The organism is Bacillus silvicola (assembly GCF_050524305.1).
GTDB classification, from domain to species: Bacteria; Bacillota; Bacilli; order Bacillales; family Bacillaceae_G; genus Bacillus_A; species Bacillus_A cereus_AT.
In genome coordinates this window covers 1,287,066-1,304,610 of the sequence record NZ_JBNGVC010000012.1, presented here as the reverse complement: position 1 = coordinate 1,304,610, position 17,545 = coordinate 1,287,066, and the positions used below count along the sequence as shown (strand labels likewise).

Genomic DNA, 17,545 nt, shown 5'->3' with positions numbered 1-17,545 from the left:
GAGGGCATATTTATATCAACTTTCCATACATATCTTCTTTATATAAAGAAGAATTGGGAATAAGGGGTTGTATGTGACAACTCCGCTAGTACAGGCGTGCTAGAAACCTCCGCTACACATATAAGCGGGGGAGTTTTCATATGGAACTCCTCTTTTTTTCGGGGGATTGGTATATAAAAGGAGTGGAAAATATGGCAACAGAAAAAACATACCCAATGACGCAAGAGGGTAAGCAAAAGCTAGAGAACGAACTTGAGGATTTAAAAACGGTAAAACGTAAAGAGGTTGTAGAGCGCATTAAGATTGCACGTAGCTTCGGAGATCTTTCTGAGAACTCTGAGTATGATGCGGCGAAAGATGAGCAAGCGTTCGTAGAAGGACGTATTACACAATTAGAAAACATGATTCGTAATGCAGTTATCATCACAGATAACGGCGAAGAATCTACAGTTGTTACATTAGGTAAAACAGTAACATTTAAAGAGTTACCAGGTGGAGATGAAGAATCTTACACAATCGTAGGTAGCGCAGAAGCAGACCCATTTGAAGGAAGAATTTCTAACGATTCTCCAATCGCAAAAAGCTTATTAGGTAAGCAAATTGGTGAGAAGGTAGCAATCCAAACTCCAGGTGGAGAAATGCAAGTAGAGATTATCTCTGTAAAATAACGTAAAAATCACTCGTGTAAAAACGGGTGATTTTTTTATTTGTATAAAAGATGAAACACCTCGTCTAAACTACATGAGACGAGGTGTTTTTTATGAAAATAAAACGGAGAATTACAGTTGTGTTAATTTGTTTTATGGGTGTAATGTTTTTACTACTTTGTCGCTTAATCCAAATACAGATTTTAGATACGGAATCATTTACTGACCAAAATATCAATTTAATTGAAAAAAGTGTTACGCAACGAACGCAATCACTTACAGTAGATAATGGAAGAGGGCACTTTACAGATCGAAATGGTAAGGAAATCGGTGAAGAGAAATATCCAGTTCTAATTATTTTTCCATTTTTACAAATAAAAAATGACATGTTAGAGAAAATTTCGCATATCATTGGTTTGTCGAGACAAGAGATAAGACTGCAAATGAAAAGTAAGAATAAAGCATTTATATTACAAAGGGGGAATATCCCATTTCAATTAACGGTTGAGCAGATGGAGAAGGTAAATCAGTTAGATACTTTAGGCATTGTAGCAGCAGAAGTTCGATTGAAGCAAACGGGAGAGGCAAATCATTTAATTGGAGATGTGGGAGAGAATGAACAGGAATTTCAAAAGCGCTATGGAGAAATGAAAAAACTTTCGGAACAAACGCCAATTGGTATTTCCGGATTGCAACAATCATTTGATGAATTTTTACTTACTGATGGAGAGGCAAAAGTACTATATCAAGTGGATCGGCAAGGAGAGCCGATTTTCGGGAAACAGGCAAAATACACTTCACCAGGAAATCCATTTTATCCAGTTACTATTCAAACAACGCTACATAAAACGTTGCAACGGCAAGCTGAAAAGATTATAAATGAAAACGGAATAAAAAAAGGTGGGTTAGTATTACTAGACATAAAAAATAGTGAAGTTTTAGCAATGGTAAGTAAGCCATCTTTACAGATGAATGATAGGAGCGCATATAAAGCAACACTTGAAAATCAAATGTTAACTCCTCATTTTCCTGGATCTGTTTTTAAAACAGTAGTTGCAGCGGCGGTAATTGATCAAAATTTGGTGCGATTTAACCGTGTATTTAACTGTAATACGGATTTATATGGTGAAAATCTTCCACAAGTTATGATGGGGTCATTAAACTTTAAGGAAAGCTTTGCTAGAAGCTGTAATCGGACGTTTGCCCTATTAGGTAATGAACTAATACAAAAGGATAAAGAAGTGTTAGAGACGTATTTAGAGGCCCTAGGGGCAAGTAAGACGGTTGGTTGGAAAGGTTCAGTATTTCATGCACCAGAATTTGAACAATTGCCAGAAGAAAAGAATGCTGTTATTTGGAGGAGTGAAGAAAATAAAGTTAGTAGAAAAGCCATTGCTCAAACGATGATTGGACAAAAAGATGTACGGGTGTCGCCTCTAGCTATAGCGAATATGATGGCGACAATTGCTAGAGATGGAGAGAAGTTGGAAGTGAAAGCTGTAAAAAAAATAGTATATAAAAATGGAACCGACTTTTTTACATTTGAAAATCATAAATTAACTGGGAAACAGCTTTCTTATGAAACGGTGAAAAAACTACAAGAGTTATTAAGGGCTGTTGTAACGGCGGAGAAAGGAACGGGAACAGTGTTCCGTTCGTTACCACTAAACGTTGCCGGAAAATCTGGAACGGCACAAACAGGAAAAGGAGAAAAGGTGAATCGCTGGTTTGCAGGTTATTTTCCATATGAAAATCCAAGATATGCTTTAGTTGTAGTTGATATAGAAACAGATAGTAACAAAAATGTAGTTACACCCGTTTTTACAGAACTGGTAGAAGCAATTCATAGATTAGAAAATGAAAAGTAATCTTGCAATTATTTATGAAATGTTTTCATTTCGTGAAAATATTATTGTAAATGTTCAACCTTTCTAGATTTAATGTTACAATAGCAAGTATGAAAAACTGCATGGAGGTTTGAAGAATGGCAGGAGGATCTAGATTTCAACAGAAACAACAAAAACGTCGTCAAAACGGTGTTTTAAATATTGCAATTGCTATTGTATTAATAGCAGTAGCTATTGTAGCATATCAATTGTTTGTTCCTGACACAAAAGAGCAAGCGTCTTCTAGTGATAAAAAAGTAGCTCAGCAAACAACAAAAGAGAATAAAGCTGAGAAAGCTAAAGGTAAAGAAGAGACGAAGAAGAACGAGCAAGAGAAGGCAGAGGCTAAGAAGAAGGAAGAAGAGAAGCAAAAGGCTGAAGAAGAACAGAAAAAAGCTGAAGAAGAAGCGAAAGCTAACGAGAAAGTACCAGCTGAAAAAACACAGCCAAAGGCAACCGATGCTTATACGAAATCTTCTTGGAAGCCAGTAGGTACAGAGCAAGGCGCAACACCTGCGATGACGTTTAAAAAAGGTACAGCAGATTGGAATGAGATGAATCAAGCAATTTCCGCTGCAATTGACGTTCCAGTAGAGCAATTAGTTATTCATAGAATCGGAAATAACGGTAAGAATAAAGCTTACGGTAACGTACAAGATAAACAATCAGGTAAAAAATATTATGTAAATATTGATTGGGTAGACAATGAAGGCTGGAAACCAGTACTTGTTCAAACTCTAAACTAAAAAAGAGAAGCTCTTATGAGCTTCTCTTTTTTAGTTAGCGTAATTTTTTTAATTTAAAATGAACAACCGCGCTATAATATGGTCTTTTGCTTTCCGGATCCATAACCATTTGATGCGAGATGTGATGAACCTCAAGCATAAGTGCTTTATTATTATCGATTTGTTCACTAATTTTTCGTTCTAAAGAAGCTAAGTCTCCCGCTTCAAAAAACTCTACTTTATCTTCTAACATTTCAAAGGTAAATGACACGAAGACGACCCCTCTCCTATGTAATCACCTATAGTGTAACAAAGAAAAGAAGGAAATGCCATGTACATTTCAATTGACATTTTTAGAAAGAGGGCATATTATACTGATAAAACCGATAAGAAAAAGGGGAATTTTTATGGGTACAGAATTTAATGGTTTATTTGATGAGTGGGCTCATACGTACGACTCATTCGTACAAGGTGAAGATATACAATATAAAGAAGTTTTCGCCCGTTATGAGGACATTTTAGAGGATGTAGTTAACAAGTCATTTGGTAACGTATTAGAATTTGGTGTTGGTACTGGCAATTTAACAAATAAATTATTACTTGCTGGTCGTACAGTTTACGGTATAGAACCGTCACGTGAAATGCGCATTATTGCTAAAGAAAAATTGCCGCAAGAGTTTTCAATTACAGAAGGTGATTTTCTTTCATTCGAAGTTCCAAATTCAATTGATACCATTGTGAGCACCTATGCATTTCATCATTTAACAGATGAAGAAAAAGACGTAGCGATTGCGAAGTATAGTCAATTGCTAAACAAAGGTGGTAAAATAGTGTTTGCTGATACAATATTTGCAGATCAAGATGCATATGATAAAACTGTCGAAGTAGCAAAACAAAGAGGTTTTCATCAGTTAGCAAACGATTTGCAAACAGAATACTATACACGTATTCCTATCATGCAATCTATTTTTGAAAACAATGGCTTCCATGTAACGTTCACGAGATTAAATCATTTCGTTTGGGTAATGGAGGCAACTAAGCAATAGAAAGAGGGATTAGATTGAGAATTGCTGTAATTGGAGCAATGGAAGAAGAAGTACGTATTTTACGTGACAAACTAGAACAAGCAGAAACAGAAACTGTTGCAGGTTGTGAATTTACGAAAGGGCTATTAGCAGGACATGAAGTAATCTTGTTAAAGTCTGGTATTGGTAAAGTAAACGCAGCGATGTCAACGACGATTTTATTAGAAAGATATAAGCCTGAAAAAGTAATTAATACTGGTTCAGCTGGTGGATTCCATCACTCTTTAAATGTTGGAGATGTGGTTATTTCAACAGAAGTTCGTCACCATGACGTAGATGTAACAGCATTTAACTATGAATATGGTCAAGTGCCAGGAATGCCGCCTGGATTTAAAGCTGATGACGCATTAGTTGCATTAGCTGAGAAATGTATGCAGGCAGAAGAAAATATTCAAGTTGTAAAAGGTATGATTGCAACAGGCGATTCATTTATGAGTGATCCGAACCGCGTTGCGGCAATTCGTGATAAATTTGAAGATCTTTATGCAGTAGAAATGGAAGCAGCAGCTGTTGCGCAAGTATGCCACCAATATGAAGTTCCGTTTGTTATTATTCGTGCACTTTCTGATATTGCTGGTAAAGAATCAAATGTTTCATTTGATCAATTTTTAGATCAAGCAGCTCTTCATTCTACAAACTTTATCGTAAAAGTACTAGAAGAGTTAAAGTAATGTAACAAAAAGGCAACTGTCTCATATAAAGAAAATACATACAGTTGCCTTTTCTTTATTGGCAAATAAGGGGGAGAACACGATGAATGTATATCGTGGAGTTCATGAGTTGATTGGCCATACACCAATCGTAGAAATTACTCGTTTTTCACTTCCGAAAGGAGTCCGTTTATTTGCAAAGCTTGAATTTTACAACCCAGGCGGAAGCGTTAAGGATCGTTTAGGAAGAGAGTTAATCGAGGATGCCTTAGAAAAAGGGCTTGTTAACCAGGGCGGAACAATTATTGAACCGACGGCTGGAAATACTGGCATTGGACTGGCACTTGCAGCGTTAGAACATGATTTACGCGTCATCGTTTGTGTACCAGAGAAATTTAGTGTTGAAAAGCAAGAATTAATGAAAGCGCTAGGTGCAACGGTCGTGCATACACCGACTGAGCAAGGAATGACTGGCGCAATTGCAAAGGCAAAAGAATTAGTAAATGAAATACCGAATTCATACTCTCCAAGTCAGTTTGCGAATGAAGCAAACCCTCGTGCTTATTTCAAAACATTAGGTCCTGAACTTTGGGATGCATTGAATGGAGAAATTAACATATTTGTTGCAGGGGCAGGAACTGGCGGTACGTTTATGGGAACTGCGTCTTATTTAAAAGAGAAAAACATTGATATTAAGACGGTTATTGTAGAACCAGAAGGATCTATTTTAAATGGTGGTAAAGCTGGTTCACATGAAACAGAAGGGATTGGTCTTGAATTCATCCCGCCATTTTTAAAAACATCTTATTTTGATGAAATTCATACAATTTCTGATCGACATGCATTTTTACGAGTGAAAGAGTTAGCGCAAAAAGAAGGCCTTCTCGTTGGGAGCTCTTCAGGAGCAGCATTTCATGCGAGCTTACTTGAGGCAGAGAAAGCAACACCAGGTACAAATATTGTAACGATTTTTCCTGATAGTAGTGAGCGCTATTTAAGCAAAGACATATACAAAGGATGGGAATAAAAAATGAGAGCAAAGACAAAGTTAATTCATGGTATTCGCATAGGAGAACCTTCAACTGGATCTGTAAACGTACCGATCTATCAAACAAGTACGTATAAACAAGAAGCAGTTGGTAAGCATCAAGGATATGAATATTCACGTACAGGCAACCCAACACGTGCAGCTTTAGAAGAAATGATTGCTGTATTAGAAAATGGTCATGCTGGATTTGCATTTGGTTCAGGAATGGCTGCTATTACAGCGACAATTATGTTGTTCTCAAAAGGTGACCACGTCATTTTAACAGATGATGTTTATGGCGGAACGTACCGTGTTATTACGAAAGTATTAAACCGTTTCGGTATTGAGCATACATTTGTAGATACAACAAATCTAGAGGAAGTTGTAGAAGCGATTCGTCCAAATACGAAAGCGATTTATGTAGAAACACCAACGAACCCATTACTAAAAATTACTGATATTAAGAAAATATCTGCTCTTGCTAAAGAGAAAGATTTATTAACAATTATTGATAACACATTCATGACGCCATATTGGCAGTCGCCAATTTCTTTAGGAGCAGACATTGTGCTTCATAGTGCAACGAAATATTTAGGAGGACATAGTGACGTAGTTGCAGGCCTAGTAGTTGTAAATAGCCCGCAATTAGCAGAAGACCTTCACTTTGTACAAAATTCAACAGGAGGTATTCTTGGCCCACAAGATAGCTTCTTACTGCTTCGTGGTTTAAAAACATTAGGAATTCGAATGGAAGAGCATGAAACGAATTCACGCGCAATTGCTGAGTTTTTAAATAACCATCCAAAAGTAAATAAAGTATATTACCCAGGTCTTGAGTCACATCAAAACCATGAACTAGCAACAGAACAAGCGAACGGATTTGGTGCTATTATCTCATTTGATGTAGATAGCGAAAAAACATTAAATAAAGTACTTGAGAAATTACAATACTTTACACTGGCTGAAAGTTTAGGAGCAGTGGAAAGTTTAATTTCTATCCCATCTCAAATGACACATGCATCAATCCCAGCAGATCGTCGCAAAGAATTAGGAATTACAGATACATTAATTCGAATTTCTGTCGGTATTGAAGACGGTGAAGATCTAATTGAAGATCTAGCACAAGCGTTAGCGTAATAAAAGTGCACTGCTAATATAGGCAGTGCATTTTTATTACATTATTTTGTGAAACATTTCACAAAATAGACATACACAAATGAAATAATTTCATGTATATTAAGTTCATGAAATGTTACTCACGAACAAACTTGTGAAATATTTCACAAATGATGAGGTTCATGTAGGAAAGCAACTCTATTTTTTTGCGATAATCGGGACTTATTACGACCTATAGGGTCTTATTTAGTCCAAGGTAGTAGAATAGGAGGAATTTACATGGTAGTCAAAGAGAAGGTTGTAAATGAAATGCAGGAAGTAAAAGAGATGATTGATACGTTAGTGAATAACGGTCAAAAGGTTTTACAAGCATTAGAAAGTTTTACACAAGAGCAAATTGACAACATTGTTCATGAAATGGCATTAGCAGGTGTTGATCAACATATGCCGCTTGCGAAGTTGGCTGTTGAAGAAACGGGTCGTGGTGTATATGAAGATAAATGTATTAAAAATATTTTTGCTACTGAATATATTTGGCATAGTATAAAGAAAGATAAAACGGTAGGAATAATTCATGAAGATCCTCATGAAGAAGTAATAGAAATTGCAGAACCTGTCGGTGTAGTAGCTGGGGTAACGCCAGTAACGAATCCAACGTCGACAACAATGTTTAAAGCATTAATCGCGATAAAAACGAGAAATCCAATTATTTTCGCATTTCATCCTTCAGCACAAAACTGTTCCATTGCAGCGGCGAAAACATTATATGATGCAGCGGTGAAGGCGGGGGCACCAAAACATTGTATTCAGTGGATTAAAAAACCTTCTGTAGAAGCAACGAAACAATTAATGAACCATGAAGGTGTTGCGCTTGTTTTGGCAACTGGAGGAGCAGGTATGGTGAAATCAGCTTATTCCACTGGAAAACCAGCGCTAGGTGTAGGTCCTGGTAATGTACCATGCTATATAGAGAAATCAGCGCATATAAAACGAGCTGTTAATGATTTAATTTTATCAAAAACATTTGATAACGGTATGATTTGTGCATCAGAACAAGCAATCATTGTAGACAAGGAAATTTATGATGATGTGAAAACAGAAATGATTGCAAACAATTGTTACTTTGTAACAGAAGAAGAGAGAAGAAAATTAGAAAAGCTTGTTATTAATGAAAATACATGTGCAGTAAATAGTGATATTGTTGGGAAATCAGCACAGTATATTGCTGAATTAGTAGGAATTACTGTACCTGAACATACAAAAATGCTTGTAGCTGAAATACAAGGTATCGGAGCAGCATATCCACTATCTCGTGAAAAGTTGAGTCCAGTATTAGCTTGTGTAAAAGCAAATTCATTAGAAGAAGGACTTACATATTGCGAAGACATGTTAGACCTCGGTGGTTTAGGACATTCAGCAGTCATTCATTCTACAAATAAAGAAGTACAAAAGCAATTTGGATTACGTATGAAAGCTTGCCGTCTTATTGTAAACGCCCCTTCATCACAAGGTGGAATCGGTGACATATATAATGGATTTATTCCATCACTTACGCTTGGTTGCGGCTCGTATGGGAAAAACTCAGTTTCTCAAAACGTAACAGCGGCGCATTTATTAAATATAAAAAGGTTGGCAAATAGAAAAAAGAATATGCAGTGGTTCAAATTGCCACCAAAAATTTATTTTGAAAAACATGCGACAGCATATTTAGCAAACATGCCTAACATTTCACGTGCATTTATTGTAACGGATCCAGGAATGGTTGAGCACGGATATGTAGATACGGTTACACATTATTTACGTAAACATGCAAATGATGTGAAAGTTGAAGTTTTCTTTGAGGTCGAGCCAGATCCATCAGATGAAACTGTATTTAAAGGTGCGGAAATGATGAAAAGCTTTAAACCAGATGTAATTATCGCACTTGGTGGTGGTTCAGCTATGGATGCAGCGAAAGGGATGTGGCTATTCTACGAGCATCCAGAAACAACATTCTATGGAATTAAACAGAAGTTTTTAGATATAAGAAAACGTACATGTAAGTATCCGAATCTGGGGAATAAAGCGCAATTTGTTGCCATTCCAACAACATCGGGGACGGGATCAGAAGTGACGCCATTTGCGGTTATTACAGATAAGAAAAATAATATTAAATACCCGCTTGCGGATTATGAATTAACACCAGATGTAGCGATTGTTGATCCGCAATTTGTAATGACAGTACCACCTTATGTGACGGCAGATACTGGTATGGACGTATTAACACATGCAATTGAAGCGTATGTGTCTGTTCTGGCAAATGACTATACTGATGGTTTAGCATTAAAAGCAATTGATCTCGTATTTAAATATTTACCGAGAGCATATAAAGATGGAAATGATGAAGAAGCACGAGAAAAAATGCATAATGCTTCCGCAATCGCAGGGATGGCATTTGCAAATGCTTTCCTAGGTATTAATCACAGTTTAGCGCATAAAATTGGACCAGAATTCCATATTCCGCATGGGCGTGCAAATGCAATTCTTATGCCGCACGTAGTTCGCTATAATGCTATTAAGCCAAGAAAACACGCATTGTTCCCAAAATATGAGCACTTTGTGGCTGATGAACGCTATGCACATATTGCGAGAACGCTCGGGCTTCCAGCAAGTTCGGCGGCGGAAGGTGTGGAATCACTCGTCCAAGCAATTATTGAGCTTGGAAAAAGCTTAAATATAAATATGAGTATTGCAGGACAAGGGGTTACTAAAGACCAATTTGAAGGGGTTGTTGGATTATTAGCAGAAAGAGCTTTTGAAGATCAATGTACAACAGCTAATCCAAAATTACCGCTCATTTCAGAGCTGAAAGAAATCTATATGGAAGCATATAAAGGCGTATAATAGATAAAAAAGAGCCGCGAGTAAGCGGCTCTTTTTTACTTTGGAAAACATCTCCCAGATTGGTTCTATTTACTTGTCTTTAAGCTTGATAGAATGTGATAAAGTGAGGATGGGAGTGATAAGCAGATGAAAGAATTACAAGAAAAAATAGCAGATTATACCCGGTTTGCACAAGTACTTTTAGCTATAAGTACATTTTTAATGATCGGTTTATTAATTCCAAGTAGAATAAAAAGTATGGTACAGTCTTTTGTTATGATGGGAAGTATTATTGTATTTTTAGTTCTTGCTTTTTTCTTCTTTAAGCGTGTTAGAACGATGCGTGATCAATTAGAGGAGAGCGAATATGAAGAAAATTGTTAAATAGGGCGCTACGAAAAGAAGAAATCTTTTTGTAGCGTTTTTTGTTTTTTTTGTAGAAAATGTATGCGTTCTATATTGACAATGATAATCCTTATCAATTAAAGTAGAATAGTAGTGAATGATTATCATTATCAATTAGAGGTGGAAGAATGAAAAAATCTATTACACTGTTCACAGCGATCTTATCTATTTTTTTCTTGTTAATAGGTTGCAGTGCAAAGGAAAACGAAAAAGCATCTGCAACAAAAACAGAAAAAGGAACAGACAAAATCGAAATTACCGATCTCTCAAACAGAAAGGTAACGTTCAATAAAGTTCCTGAAAGTTTTGCAACGTTAAGTATGGGTGATATGAATGTTATCGATGCTTTAGGAGGGAAAATCGTCGGTCGTCCAGATGCAAAAATTCCCCTTCCAGAAGATTTGCAAAAAACGCAAGTAATTGGAAATGCACATCAGCCAAACTTTGAACAAATTGCTAGCTTAAAACCAGACGTACTTGTTGCAAATAATGGATTTCAAAAAAATATTCCAACGGTTGAAGGACAAGGAACAAAAGTAATCATTTCTTCAGCCAATTCTGTAAAAGATATTCAAAAGAGTATTGAAATGTATGGAACAGTGATGAAGAAAGAAGATAAAGCAAAAGAACTTAATCAAAAAATTAATGATCAAATGAAGAAATATGAGAAAAAGAGTGACGTTAAAGCATTGCTAGTATATGGAGCACCAGGCACTTATTTAGCGGCATTACCAACATCTCTGTCAGGTGATATTTTAGAAAAAACGGGCGGCAAAAATATTGCAGCTGGTTTCCCAGAAATGAAAGAATATCCGCAATATGCACAGCTAAGTGTAGAACGCATTATTGAGGCGAACCCAGATGTAATTTATTTAATTACACACGGAGATCCAAATAGTGTGAAAAAAGCATTTGAAGGCGAAATGATGAAAAATGAAGCGTGGAAAAATTTAGAGGCAGTCAAACAAAATCGCGTTGTTATTTTACCACCAGATTTATTTGGTTCAAATCCTGGAACAAAAGTGACAGAAGCGATGGACTTTATGTATAAAAGTATACAAGATGTAAGGAAATGATAAGCATGGAGAGTAGTGGAATAGTAAGAGAAAAGGAACATCCTTTTGCGAAAAAAAGATGGGTAACAGCAGTTACTTTAGTTGTATTAACGATGCTAGGTCTTTTTTATGGTCTTTTTGCAGGAAGTTTATCATTTTCTTTAGGAGACATTCTAACAGGGATACAAGATGAAGGTTCGACAGTTCATCGAATTGTATGGGATCTTCGTATACCTAGAGTGCTCGTTGGGTTTATTGTAGGAACATGTTTAGCTGCATCAGGAGCGTTATTGCAAGGGGTAATGAGAAACCCTCTTGCAGACCCCGGAATTATCGGAGTTTCATCAGGAGCAGGCCTTGTAGCAATAATAATTATGATTTTATTCCCACAACATATGGCTTTTTTACCACTAGGGGCGTTTTTAGGAGCGTTCATAACAGCGATGGTTATTTATGCTTTATCATGGCAAAAAGGGGCACCACCTTCAAGAATCGTCTTAGTAGGTGTATCAATCAATGCATTAATTGGTGCAGCAACGTCAGCATTAATGTTACTACATAGTGATAAAGTACAATCTGTGTTACCGTGGTTAGCTGGTGGCATTGGTGGTGTAAGTTGGGCACATTTAAATATGATTATTTATTATGCAATATTCGCTATTATATTGGCTTTCTTTGGCATTAAGCATATTCGAGTATTAATGCTAGGAGATGAAATGGCGAAATTATTAGGGCATAACGTGGAGAGAAGTCGGTTTTATTTAATAGTAGTAAGTACATTATTAGCTGGAATTGCGGTTAGTGTTTCCGGACTTATTGGATTTGTCGGTCTTGTTGTACCACATATGTTACGTTTATTAGTAGGAAATGATTATAAATATTTACTGCCGTTATCATGCCTTGGCGGAGGGATATTACTTGTTTTCGCGGATGCGATAGCTCGAAGTTGGTTCGATCCAATTGAATTGCCTGTTGGTATATTATTGTCCTTCTTAGGTGGTCCGTTCTTCTTATATTTAATTCATAGAGGAGGAAAACGACGTGATTTCCGTTAACAAAGTGTTTTACGCACATTCCGAAAGATTTCAAATGCAAAATATGAATGTACATATTAAAGCTGGAGAAATCGTTAGTTTAATTGGTCCGAATGGATCGGGGAAATCTACTTTGCTTCGTTTAATAGCAAGGCTACTTAAACAAAGTGAAGGGGATATCATTTTAGATGGGGAAAATATTCATACGATGAAGAGTGCGGATGTAGCGAAGCAATTAGCGATGTTACCACAAATGCATGATCATCAATTAGATTTAACAGTGCAAGAGTTAATACAGTTCGGAAGAGGTCCTCATAAATCATGGAGTAGTCGCTTGAATAAAGAAGATGAAGAAATTGTTGATTGGGCATTGTCTGTTACAAATCTTGAAGGGTATGAATATCGTCTTTTACAGTCTTTGTCAGGAGGAGAAAGACAACGTGCTTGGATTGCGATGACGCTAGCACAACGTACAAATGTCTTATTATTAGATGAACCAACAACCTTTTTGGATATCGTTCACCAGTTGGAAGTAATGGAACTTGTGAAACGATTAAACGAGGAGTTTGGTATGACAATTATAATGGTTTTACATGACATTAACCAAGCGGCTCAATATAGTGATCGTTTACTCGTATTAAAGCAAGGCAAGATTCAGTATGACGGTATACCAGAAGAAGTATTATGTCAACAAATGTTTCAACATGTATTTGGCATAGAAGTAGATATTTTTCAAGGAAGCGACAAGCCATTTTTTACACCGAAACGAATTTCTAAAAAAGGAGAAGAGCGATGCAAACAGAAGAACGTATTACCACTGAATTAGTAAGGGAATTTGTTATGGCAGCTCATGGAGATCTAGAAAGGGTACAGGAGCTTTTGTTCGAATCACCTAGCTTACTTCATGCTTCTTATAATTGGGGCGGTTCAGATTGGGAAAGTGCTTTAGGAGCAGCAGCACATGTAGGTCGTAAAGATATTGCTCTTTATTTACTAGAAAAGGGTGCTCGGATGGATATTTTCGTAGCAGCTATGCTTGGAGAGTTAGAAGTTGTACAAGCTATTTTAGTGGCACAACCAGAAGCATTACGTGCATCTGGTCCACATGGTATTTCCCTTCTTCAACATGCTCGAATGGGTGGAGAAAAAGCACAGCGTGTATTTGAGTACTTAACGGTGCTCTCTTAATAACCGTAAAAGTTCTTATGTGCGGTAAACTTTTCACTTTAATATAATTGGAAAGTTTACCGCCCGTTAGAACGGGATAAGTATCTAGTATATTTGAAAATCCTACACCCCCCTCAATTGTAGTTTTCTTTTTGCTAGTTATGATATGGATGCAGTAGACAATATTTGTCTACTGCTTTTTTTACGTTTGTAAAGAGTGAATATTCTATATTTTGATGTTGGTTCATTTATAATAGAGAGTAACACTTACTATACATACAAAATATGATCGTGTAATAAAGAACAGAATGCTGGGAAGGAGTTTAAAAATGTTCCATACAGATCACCTACAATTTCGCAAATATACAATGGATGATTTACAGTTCTACGCTTCGTTATGGGGGAACGAGAAAGTAATGCGCTATATTGGAAATGGGACGTTAAAAACATATATGCAATGTAAAAAAAGTTTGGAGGAGTGGGTGCTTCCAAGTTATAAAAATGGTCTCGGTTTATTTGTAATGATTGAAAAGGAAACTGGGATACGAATTGGTCATGCAGGACTTGTTAAGCAGAAGGTAGATGGAAAAGAGGAAATCGAAATTGGTTATTGGCTACTTCCTCAGTATTGGGGGAAAGGGTATGCGAAAGAATCAGCAGCAGCATTTCGAGACTACGGTTTCCAAGCGTTACAAATGAATAAATTAATTTCGCTTATTAATCCGAACCACCCAGCTTCAATATTTGTAGCTAGAAAAACAGGACTTAGCTATGAAAAAACAACTGCATTTCATGGGATTGATGTCTTAGTTTATTCTATTAAGAGAGTTGGATGAAAAAGTTCACTTTTTTAAAGGTGAAATATACTTTTTGAAGAATGGTATATAAAAATAAAAGGAGGGATTACATGTATATTTATCATAATGGACTAATTATTCGTGAAGGAACGAATGGAGTGCCAGCATATGCAATTAAAACATTATTTGAAGATGCTGGTTGGAGTAATGATAATATCCCTTCTTGGCAAATTGAAAAATTTTCGATAGCATTTGAAAATTCAACATGGGCTTTCACAATTTGGGATGAAGAAGAGATGGTCGCGATGGTTAGAGTAATTTCTGATCAAATCATGGTTGCTAATATAGTAAATTTAGTTGTGAAGTATGAGTATAGAGGGAAAGGATTAGGTAAGAAACTAGTAGCTCTTTGTTTGCAAAAGCTTCCTCATGGTGATTGGTTTGCACATACAGCCGCTAATAATTTTGATTTTTATAGAAGTTGTGGTTTTGAAGTAAGAGAGTTATCAAGAAATGGGACATGTGCGTACTACGGGTATCAAGTAGCAAAAAAGGATGGGCACCGATAAACTTATAAGGTAGTGAAGAAAAAGGATTGCTATTTTAATAATATAAACTGAATTGAGACTCATTTTATGATAAAATAAAAGAAAATTCAGTTTATTAAACGGGGGATAAAAATGAATGTAAAAGTTGGGGATGTATTTAAATATGAAAGAAGATTTACCGAGGAAGAAGTTTTCGAATTTGCCAATATTACAGGCGATAAAGGTAGGCATCATATGGAATATGATGAGAATGGAAGGTTAATGGTTCATGGTTTATTGACGGCTAGTATTGGGACGAAAGTAGGCGAAGAGTTACATTACATAGCAAGGGAATTAGTAAGTGAATTTATTAGGCCAGTTTTTACAGGGGATACGATTACTTGTGAATTAACTTTAACAAATATTGAACAAATGGAAGGATATAAAAAAGTTTCAATTGAGTCAGTATATCGTAATCAACATGAAAAGACCGTACTAGTTGGGACAAGTTATGGAATTATAAGGGGATAAAAAAGAAGCCTGTTACGAAACAGGCTTCTTTTTTTGTCAATTAGTAAACGCGTTTTCGATTTTCCGCATGACTAGAGATAAGTAATAACGCAGACTCTTCACCTATATTACGAACAATATGAGGAACGCATGCATTCCAGGAGAAAGAATCACCTTCTTCTACAATTGCAATATCTTCACCATGTTGAATTTCTAGTTTTCCGCGTAATACAAGATGACACTCTTCGCCTTCATGAGCATTTGGTGAGTTTTCTTTTGGAAACCCAGCAGGAATTTCTACGAGATTTAGGCGAAGGCCACCTTGCTCCGCAACATGCTCAATTCTTTGTTCATCTTTTCCATAAACACTGTATTTACGTTTTTCTTTTTTTACAATTTTCAAACGATCTTTTTGTTCTAACAATAAATAGGGAAGGGGAACATTTAAAAAATTAGAGATCGTTTCTAAAGTTGAGATAGATGGTGATGTTTTATTGTTTTCAACTTGACTCATAAAGCCTTTAGAAAGACCTGTTCCTTCACAGATTTGGGCAATCGTAATACCTCTACGTTGACGAATTTCACGAATTGCAGAACCGATATTCATAAAATCATGCTCCTTTTTTGTAAACAACTATTTGTATCATAGCAAAAAAAAAATATTTTTTCTCATGAAAAATGAATTGACGAATAAAAATAATTAGTGTATGTTTTGTAATGTAAATAAAAGTTTTGTATAAGAAAACTATAAAGGAGAGAAAGAAATGAATCAACATATTGGTAACTTAATTATTCGTATCGTGTTAGGGGTAACGTTCTTTATGCACGGTTTAACAAAATTCCAATCAGGAATTGACAATATTGCAGGGTGGTTTACAAGCATTGGTTTACCGGGAGGACTTGCATACGGTGTAGCAACATTTGAATTAGTTGGAGGTCTATTGTTAATTCTAGGCTTAGGTGTAAGATATATTGGCTTATTATTTGCACTTGTTATGGTTGGAGCGATTGTGAAAGTAAAATGGTCAGCTGGCTTGTTAGGAGACGGGAAAAATCCTGGGTTTGAGTTAGAACTTGCATTATTAGCGATGGGTGCATACTTATTTGTTGCGAAAGCTGATGGTTTTGTAGATAATTTCTTAAAAGAGAAAATGTTAAAGAAGAATTAATTAAAATGGGGGTATAACAAAATGGGCTTTCAACTTCATCCCGAAACAACACTTGGGGTTGTTCATTTATATGTATCAAATTTAAAGAAATCGCTAGAGTTTTATACAGAAGTATTGCGTATGAAGGTATTGGAAGAAAAAAGTACAATCGTTACGTTTGGTAATGAGGAAAATGAGCCACTTCTCATCATAGAAGAAAAGGAAGACGCTCTTCCGAAGCAAAGAGGTCGAACTGGTTTATATCACTATGCAATTTTATTACCAAACAGACAAGACTTAGCAAATATTCTTCGTCATTTTGTTGAGAGAGTACACCCATTACATGGTGGGGCTGACCATTACTTTAGTGAAGCTCTTTATTTAGCTGATCCAGATGGAAACGGGATTGAAATTTATCATGATCGCCAAAAAGAAGTTTGGCATGATGAAAATGGAGAGCTACCATTTGTTAGTAACCCGTTAGACGGCGAAGGATTATTACAGCAAGGCAGTACATGGAATGGATTCCCAGCTGGTACTGTGATGGGGCATATTCATTTACATGTAGCTGACTTAGAAGAAGCGAAACGTTTCTATGTTGACGGTCTTGGTTTTGATGTAACAATCCCAGCTCGAAATGGAGCGTTGTTCGTATCAGCAGGTGGTTATCATCATCATATCGGTTTAAATACATGGCAAGGTGAAGATATACCACCACAAATGCCAAATTCCGTCGGCTTGAAATATTTCACTATTGTATTAGCAGATGAAAAACAAAAAGAGCAAGTATGTGAAAGTTTAAAATATATTGGCGTGTTTGCTACGTATAAAGATGGAGTATTACAGGCCGAGGATCCGTTTGGACATTGTATCCATTTCAAAATAAAAGGAGAAGCCTAAAAAA

Annotated in this window: 20 protein-coding genes; 18 read left to right on the top strand and 2 right to left on the bottom strand. The window is 36.2% G+C overall.

Going from position 1 to position 17,545, the window contains the following annotated elements; translation table 11 throughout:
* The first annotated feature begins 191 nt into the window (after positions 1-191).
* The 3 genes from greA to ACP6L7_RS18735 all read left to right on the top strand — a co-directional run bounded on the left by greA (position 192) and on the right by ACP6L7_RS18735 (position 3,279).
* Positions 192-668: a transcription elongation factor GreA gene (greA, locus tag ACP6L7_RS18745; RefSeq protein WP_000179964.1), complete on the top strand. Its 477-nt coding sequence runs from the start codon at positions 192-194 to the stop codon at positions 666-668.
* 92 nt (positions 669-760) lie between these two features.
* Complete coding sequence (locus tag ACP6L7_RS18740; RefSeq protein ID WP_097830605.1) at positions 761-2,515, top strand: peptidoglycan D,D-transpeptidase FtsI family protein; 1,755 nt, start codon at positions 761-763, stop codon at positions 2,513-2,515.
* 116 nt (positions 2,516-2,631) lie between these two features.
* Positions 2,632-3,279 carry a YrrS family protein gene (locus ACP6L7_RS18735; RefSeq protein ID WP_097830606.1) on the top strand — a complete coding sequence of 216 codons (648 nt, stop codon included), beginning with the start codon at positions 2,632-2,634 and terminating at the stop codon, positions 3,277-3,279.
* 34 nt (positions 3,280-3,313) lie between these two features.
* Here ACP6L7_RS18735 and ACP6L7_RS18730 read toward each other — a convergent pair whose 3' ends face one another.
* Positions 3,314-3,529 carry a YrzA family protein gene (locus ACP6L7_RS18730; protein WP_000010984.1) on the bottom strand — a complete coding sequence of 72 codons (216 nt, stop codon included), beginning with the start codon at positions 3,527-3,529 and terminating at the stop codon, positions 3,314-3,316.
* A 136-nt stretch (positions 3,530-3,665) separates the two neighbouring features.
* On the opposite strand from ACP6L7_RS18730, the gene ACP6L7_RS18725 reads away from it, so the two are divergent.
* From ACP6L7_RS18725 to ACP6L7_RS18665, 13 genes are all read left to right on the top strand, one after another.
* A complete protein-coding gene (locus tag ACP6L7_RS18725) occupies positions 3,666-4,304 on the top strand; it encodes a class I SAM-dependent DNA methyltransferase (protein WP_097830607.1) in 639 nt (212 codons plus the stop codon).
* 14 nt (positions 4,305-4,318) lie between these two features.
* Positions 4,319-5,014: a 5'-methylthioadenosine/S-adenosylhomocysteine nucleosidase gene (mtnN, locus tag ACP6L7_RS18720; RefSeq protein ID WP_001217032.1), complete on the top strand. Its 696-nt coding sequence runs from the start codon at positions 4,319-4,321 to the stop codon at positions 5,012-5,014.
* An 82-nt stretch (positions 5,015-5,096) separates the two neighbouring features.
* Positions 5,097-6,020, top strand: coding sequence for an O-acetylserine dependent cystathionine beta-synthase (locus tag ACP6L7_RS18715; protein ID WP_097830608.1), 924 nt, complete (start codon positions 5,097-5,099; stop codon positions 6,018-6,020).
* 3 nt (positions 6,021-6,023) lie between these two features.
* A complete protein-coding gene (locus ACP6L7_RS18710) occupies positions 6,024-7,157 on the top strand; it encodes a bifunctional cystathionine gamma-lyase/homocysteine desulfhydrase (protein ID WP_097830609.1) in 1,134 nt (377 codons plus the stop codon).
* 258 nt (positions 7,158-7,415) lie between these two features.
* Positions 7,416-10,019 (top strand): bifunctional acetaldehyde-CoA/alcohol dehydrogenase, encoded by a 2,604-nt coding sequence (gene adhE, locus ACP6L7_RS18705; RefSeq protein ID WP_097830610.1) that lies wholly within the window; start codon positions 7,416-7,418, stop codon positions 10,017-10,019.
* A gap of 126 nt (positions 10,020-10,145) precedes the next feature.
* The gene (locus tag ACP6L7_RS18700) at positions 10,146-10,382 is read left to right on the top strand and encodes a YrhC family protein (protein WP_097830611.1); all 237 of its coding nucleotides are present in this window, start codon (positions 10,146-10,148) and stop codon (positions 10,380-10,382) included.
* A gap of 149 nt (positions 10,383-10,531) precedes the next feature.
* Positions 10,532-11,479: a helical backbone metal receptor gene (locus tag ACP6L7_RS18695; RefSeq protein ID WP_097830612.1), complete on the top strand. Its 948-nt coding sequence runs from the start codon at positions 10,532-10,534 to the stop codon at positions 11,477-11,479.
* Positions 11,480-11,484: 5 nt separating this feature from the next.
* Positions 11,485-12,513: a FecCD family ABC transporter permease gene (locus ACP6L7_RS18690; protein ID WP_141533498.1), complete on the top strand. Its 1,029-nt coding sequence runs from the start codon at positions 11,485-11,487 to the stop codon at positions 12,511-12,513.
* Entirely contained in the window at positions 12,500-13,318 is an 819-nt protein-coding gene (locus ACP6L7_RS18685; RefSeq protein WP_097830614.1) for an ABC transporter ATP-binding protein, read from the top strand. The genes ACP6L7_RS18690 and ACP6L7_RS18685 overlap by 14 nt, the downstream gene beginning before the upstream one ends.
* Positions 13,285-13,680: an ankyrin repeat domain-containing protein gene (locus tag ACP6L7_RS18680; RefSeq protein WP_097830615.1), complete on the top strand. Its 396-nt coding sequence runs from the start codon at positions 13,285-13,287 to the stop codon at positions 13,678-13,680. The genes ACP6L7_RS18685 and ACP6L7_RS18680 overlap by 34 nt, the downstream gene beginning before the upstream one ends.
* Before the next feature lie 287 nt (positions 13,681-13,967).
* Positions 13,968-14,495 (top strand): GNAT family N-acetyltransferase, encoded by a 528-nt coding sequence (locus ACP6L7_RS18675; protein WP_141533499.1) that lies wholly within the window; start codon positions 13,968-13,970, stop codon positions 14,493-14,495.
* A 71-nt stretch (positions 14,496-14,566) separates the two neighbouring features.
* Positions 14,567-15,025 (top strand): GNAT family N-acetyltransferase, encoded by a 459-nt coding sequence (locus tag ACP6L7_RS18670; RefSeq protein ID WP_097830617.1) that lies wholly within the window; start codon positions 14,567-14,569, stop codon positions 15,023-15,025.
* A 111-nt stretch (positions 15,026-15,136) separates the two neighbouring features.
* Complete coding sequence (locus tag ACP6L7_RS18665) at positions 15,137-15,514, top strand: hotdog family protein (RefSeq protein WP_071747409.1); 378 nt, start codon at positions 15,137-15,139, stop codon at positions 15,512-15,514.
* Positions 15,515-15,554: 40 nt separating this feature from the next.
* Here ACP6L7_RS18665 and ACP6L7_RS18660 read toward each other — a convergent pair whose 3' ends face one another.
* Positions 15,555-16,100 carry a helix-turn-helix domain-containing protein gene (locus tag ACP6L7_RS18660; protein WP_097830618.1) on the bottom strand — a complete coding sequence of 182 codons (546 nt, stop codon included), beginning with the start codon at positions 16,098-16,100 and terminating at the stop codon, positions 15,555-15,557.
* Positions 16,101-16,257: 157 nt separating this feature from the next.
* On the opposite strand from ACP6L7_RS18660, the gene ACP6L7_RS18655 reads away from it, so the two are divergent.
* A complete protein-coding gene (locus ACP6L7_RS18655) occupies positions 16,258-16,662 on the top strand; it encodes a DoxX family protein (RefSeq protein WP_002145660.1) in 405 nt (134 codons plus the stop codon).
* Positions 16,663-16,683: 21 nt separating this feature from the next.
* Positions 16,684-17,541, top strand: coding sequence for a VOC family protein (locus tag ACP6L7_RS18650; RefSeq protein WP_097830619.1), 858 nt, complete (start codon positions 16,684-16,686; stop codon positions 17,539-17,541).
* The last annotated feature ends 4 nt before the right edge of the window (positions 17,542-17,545 follow it).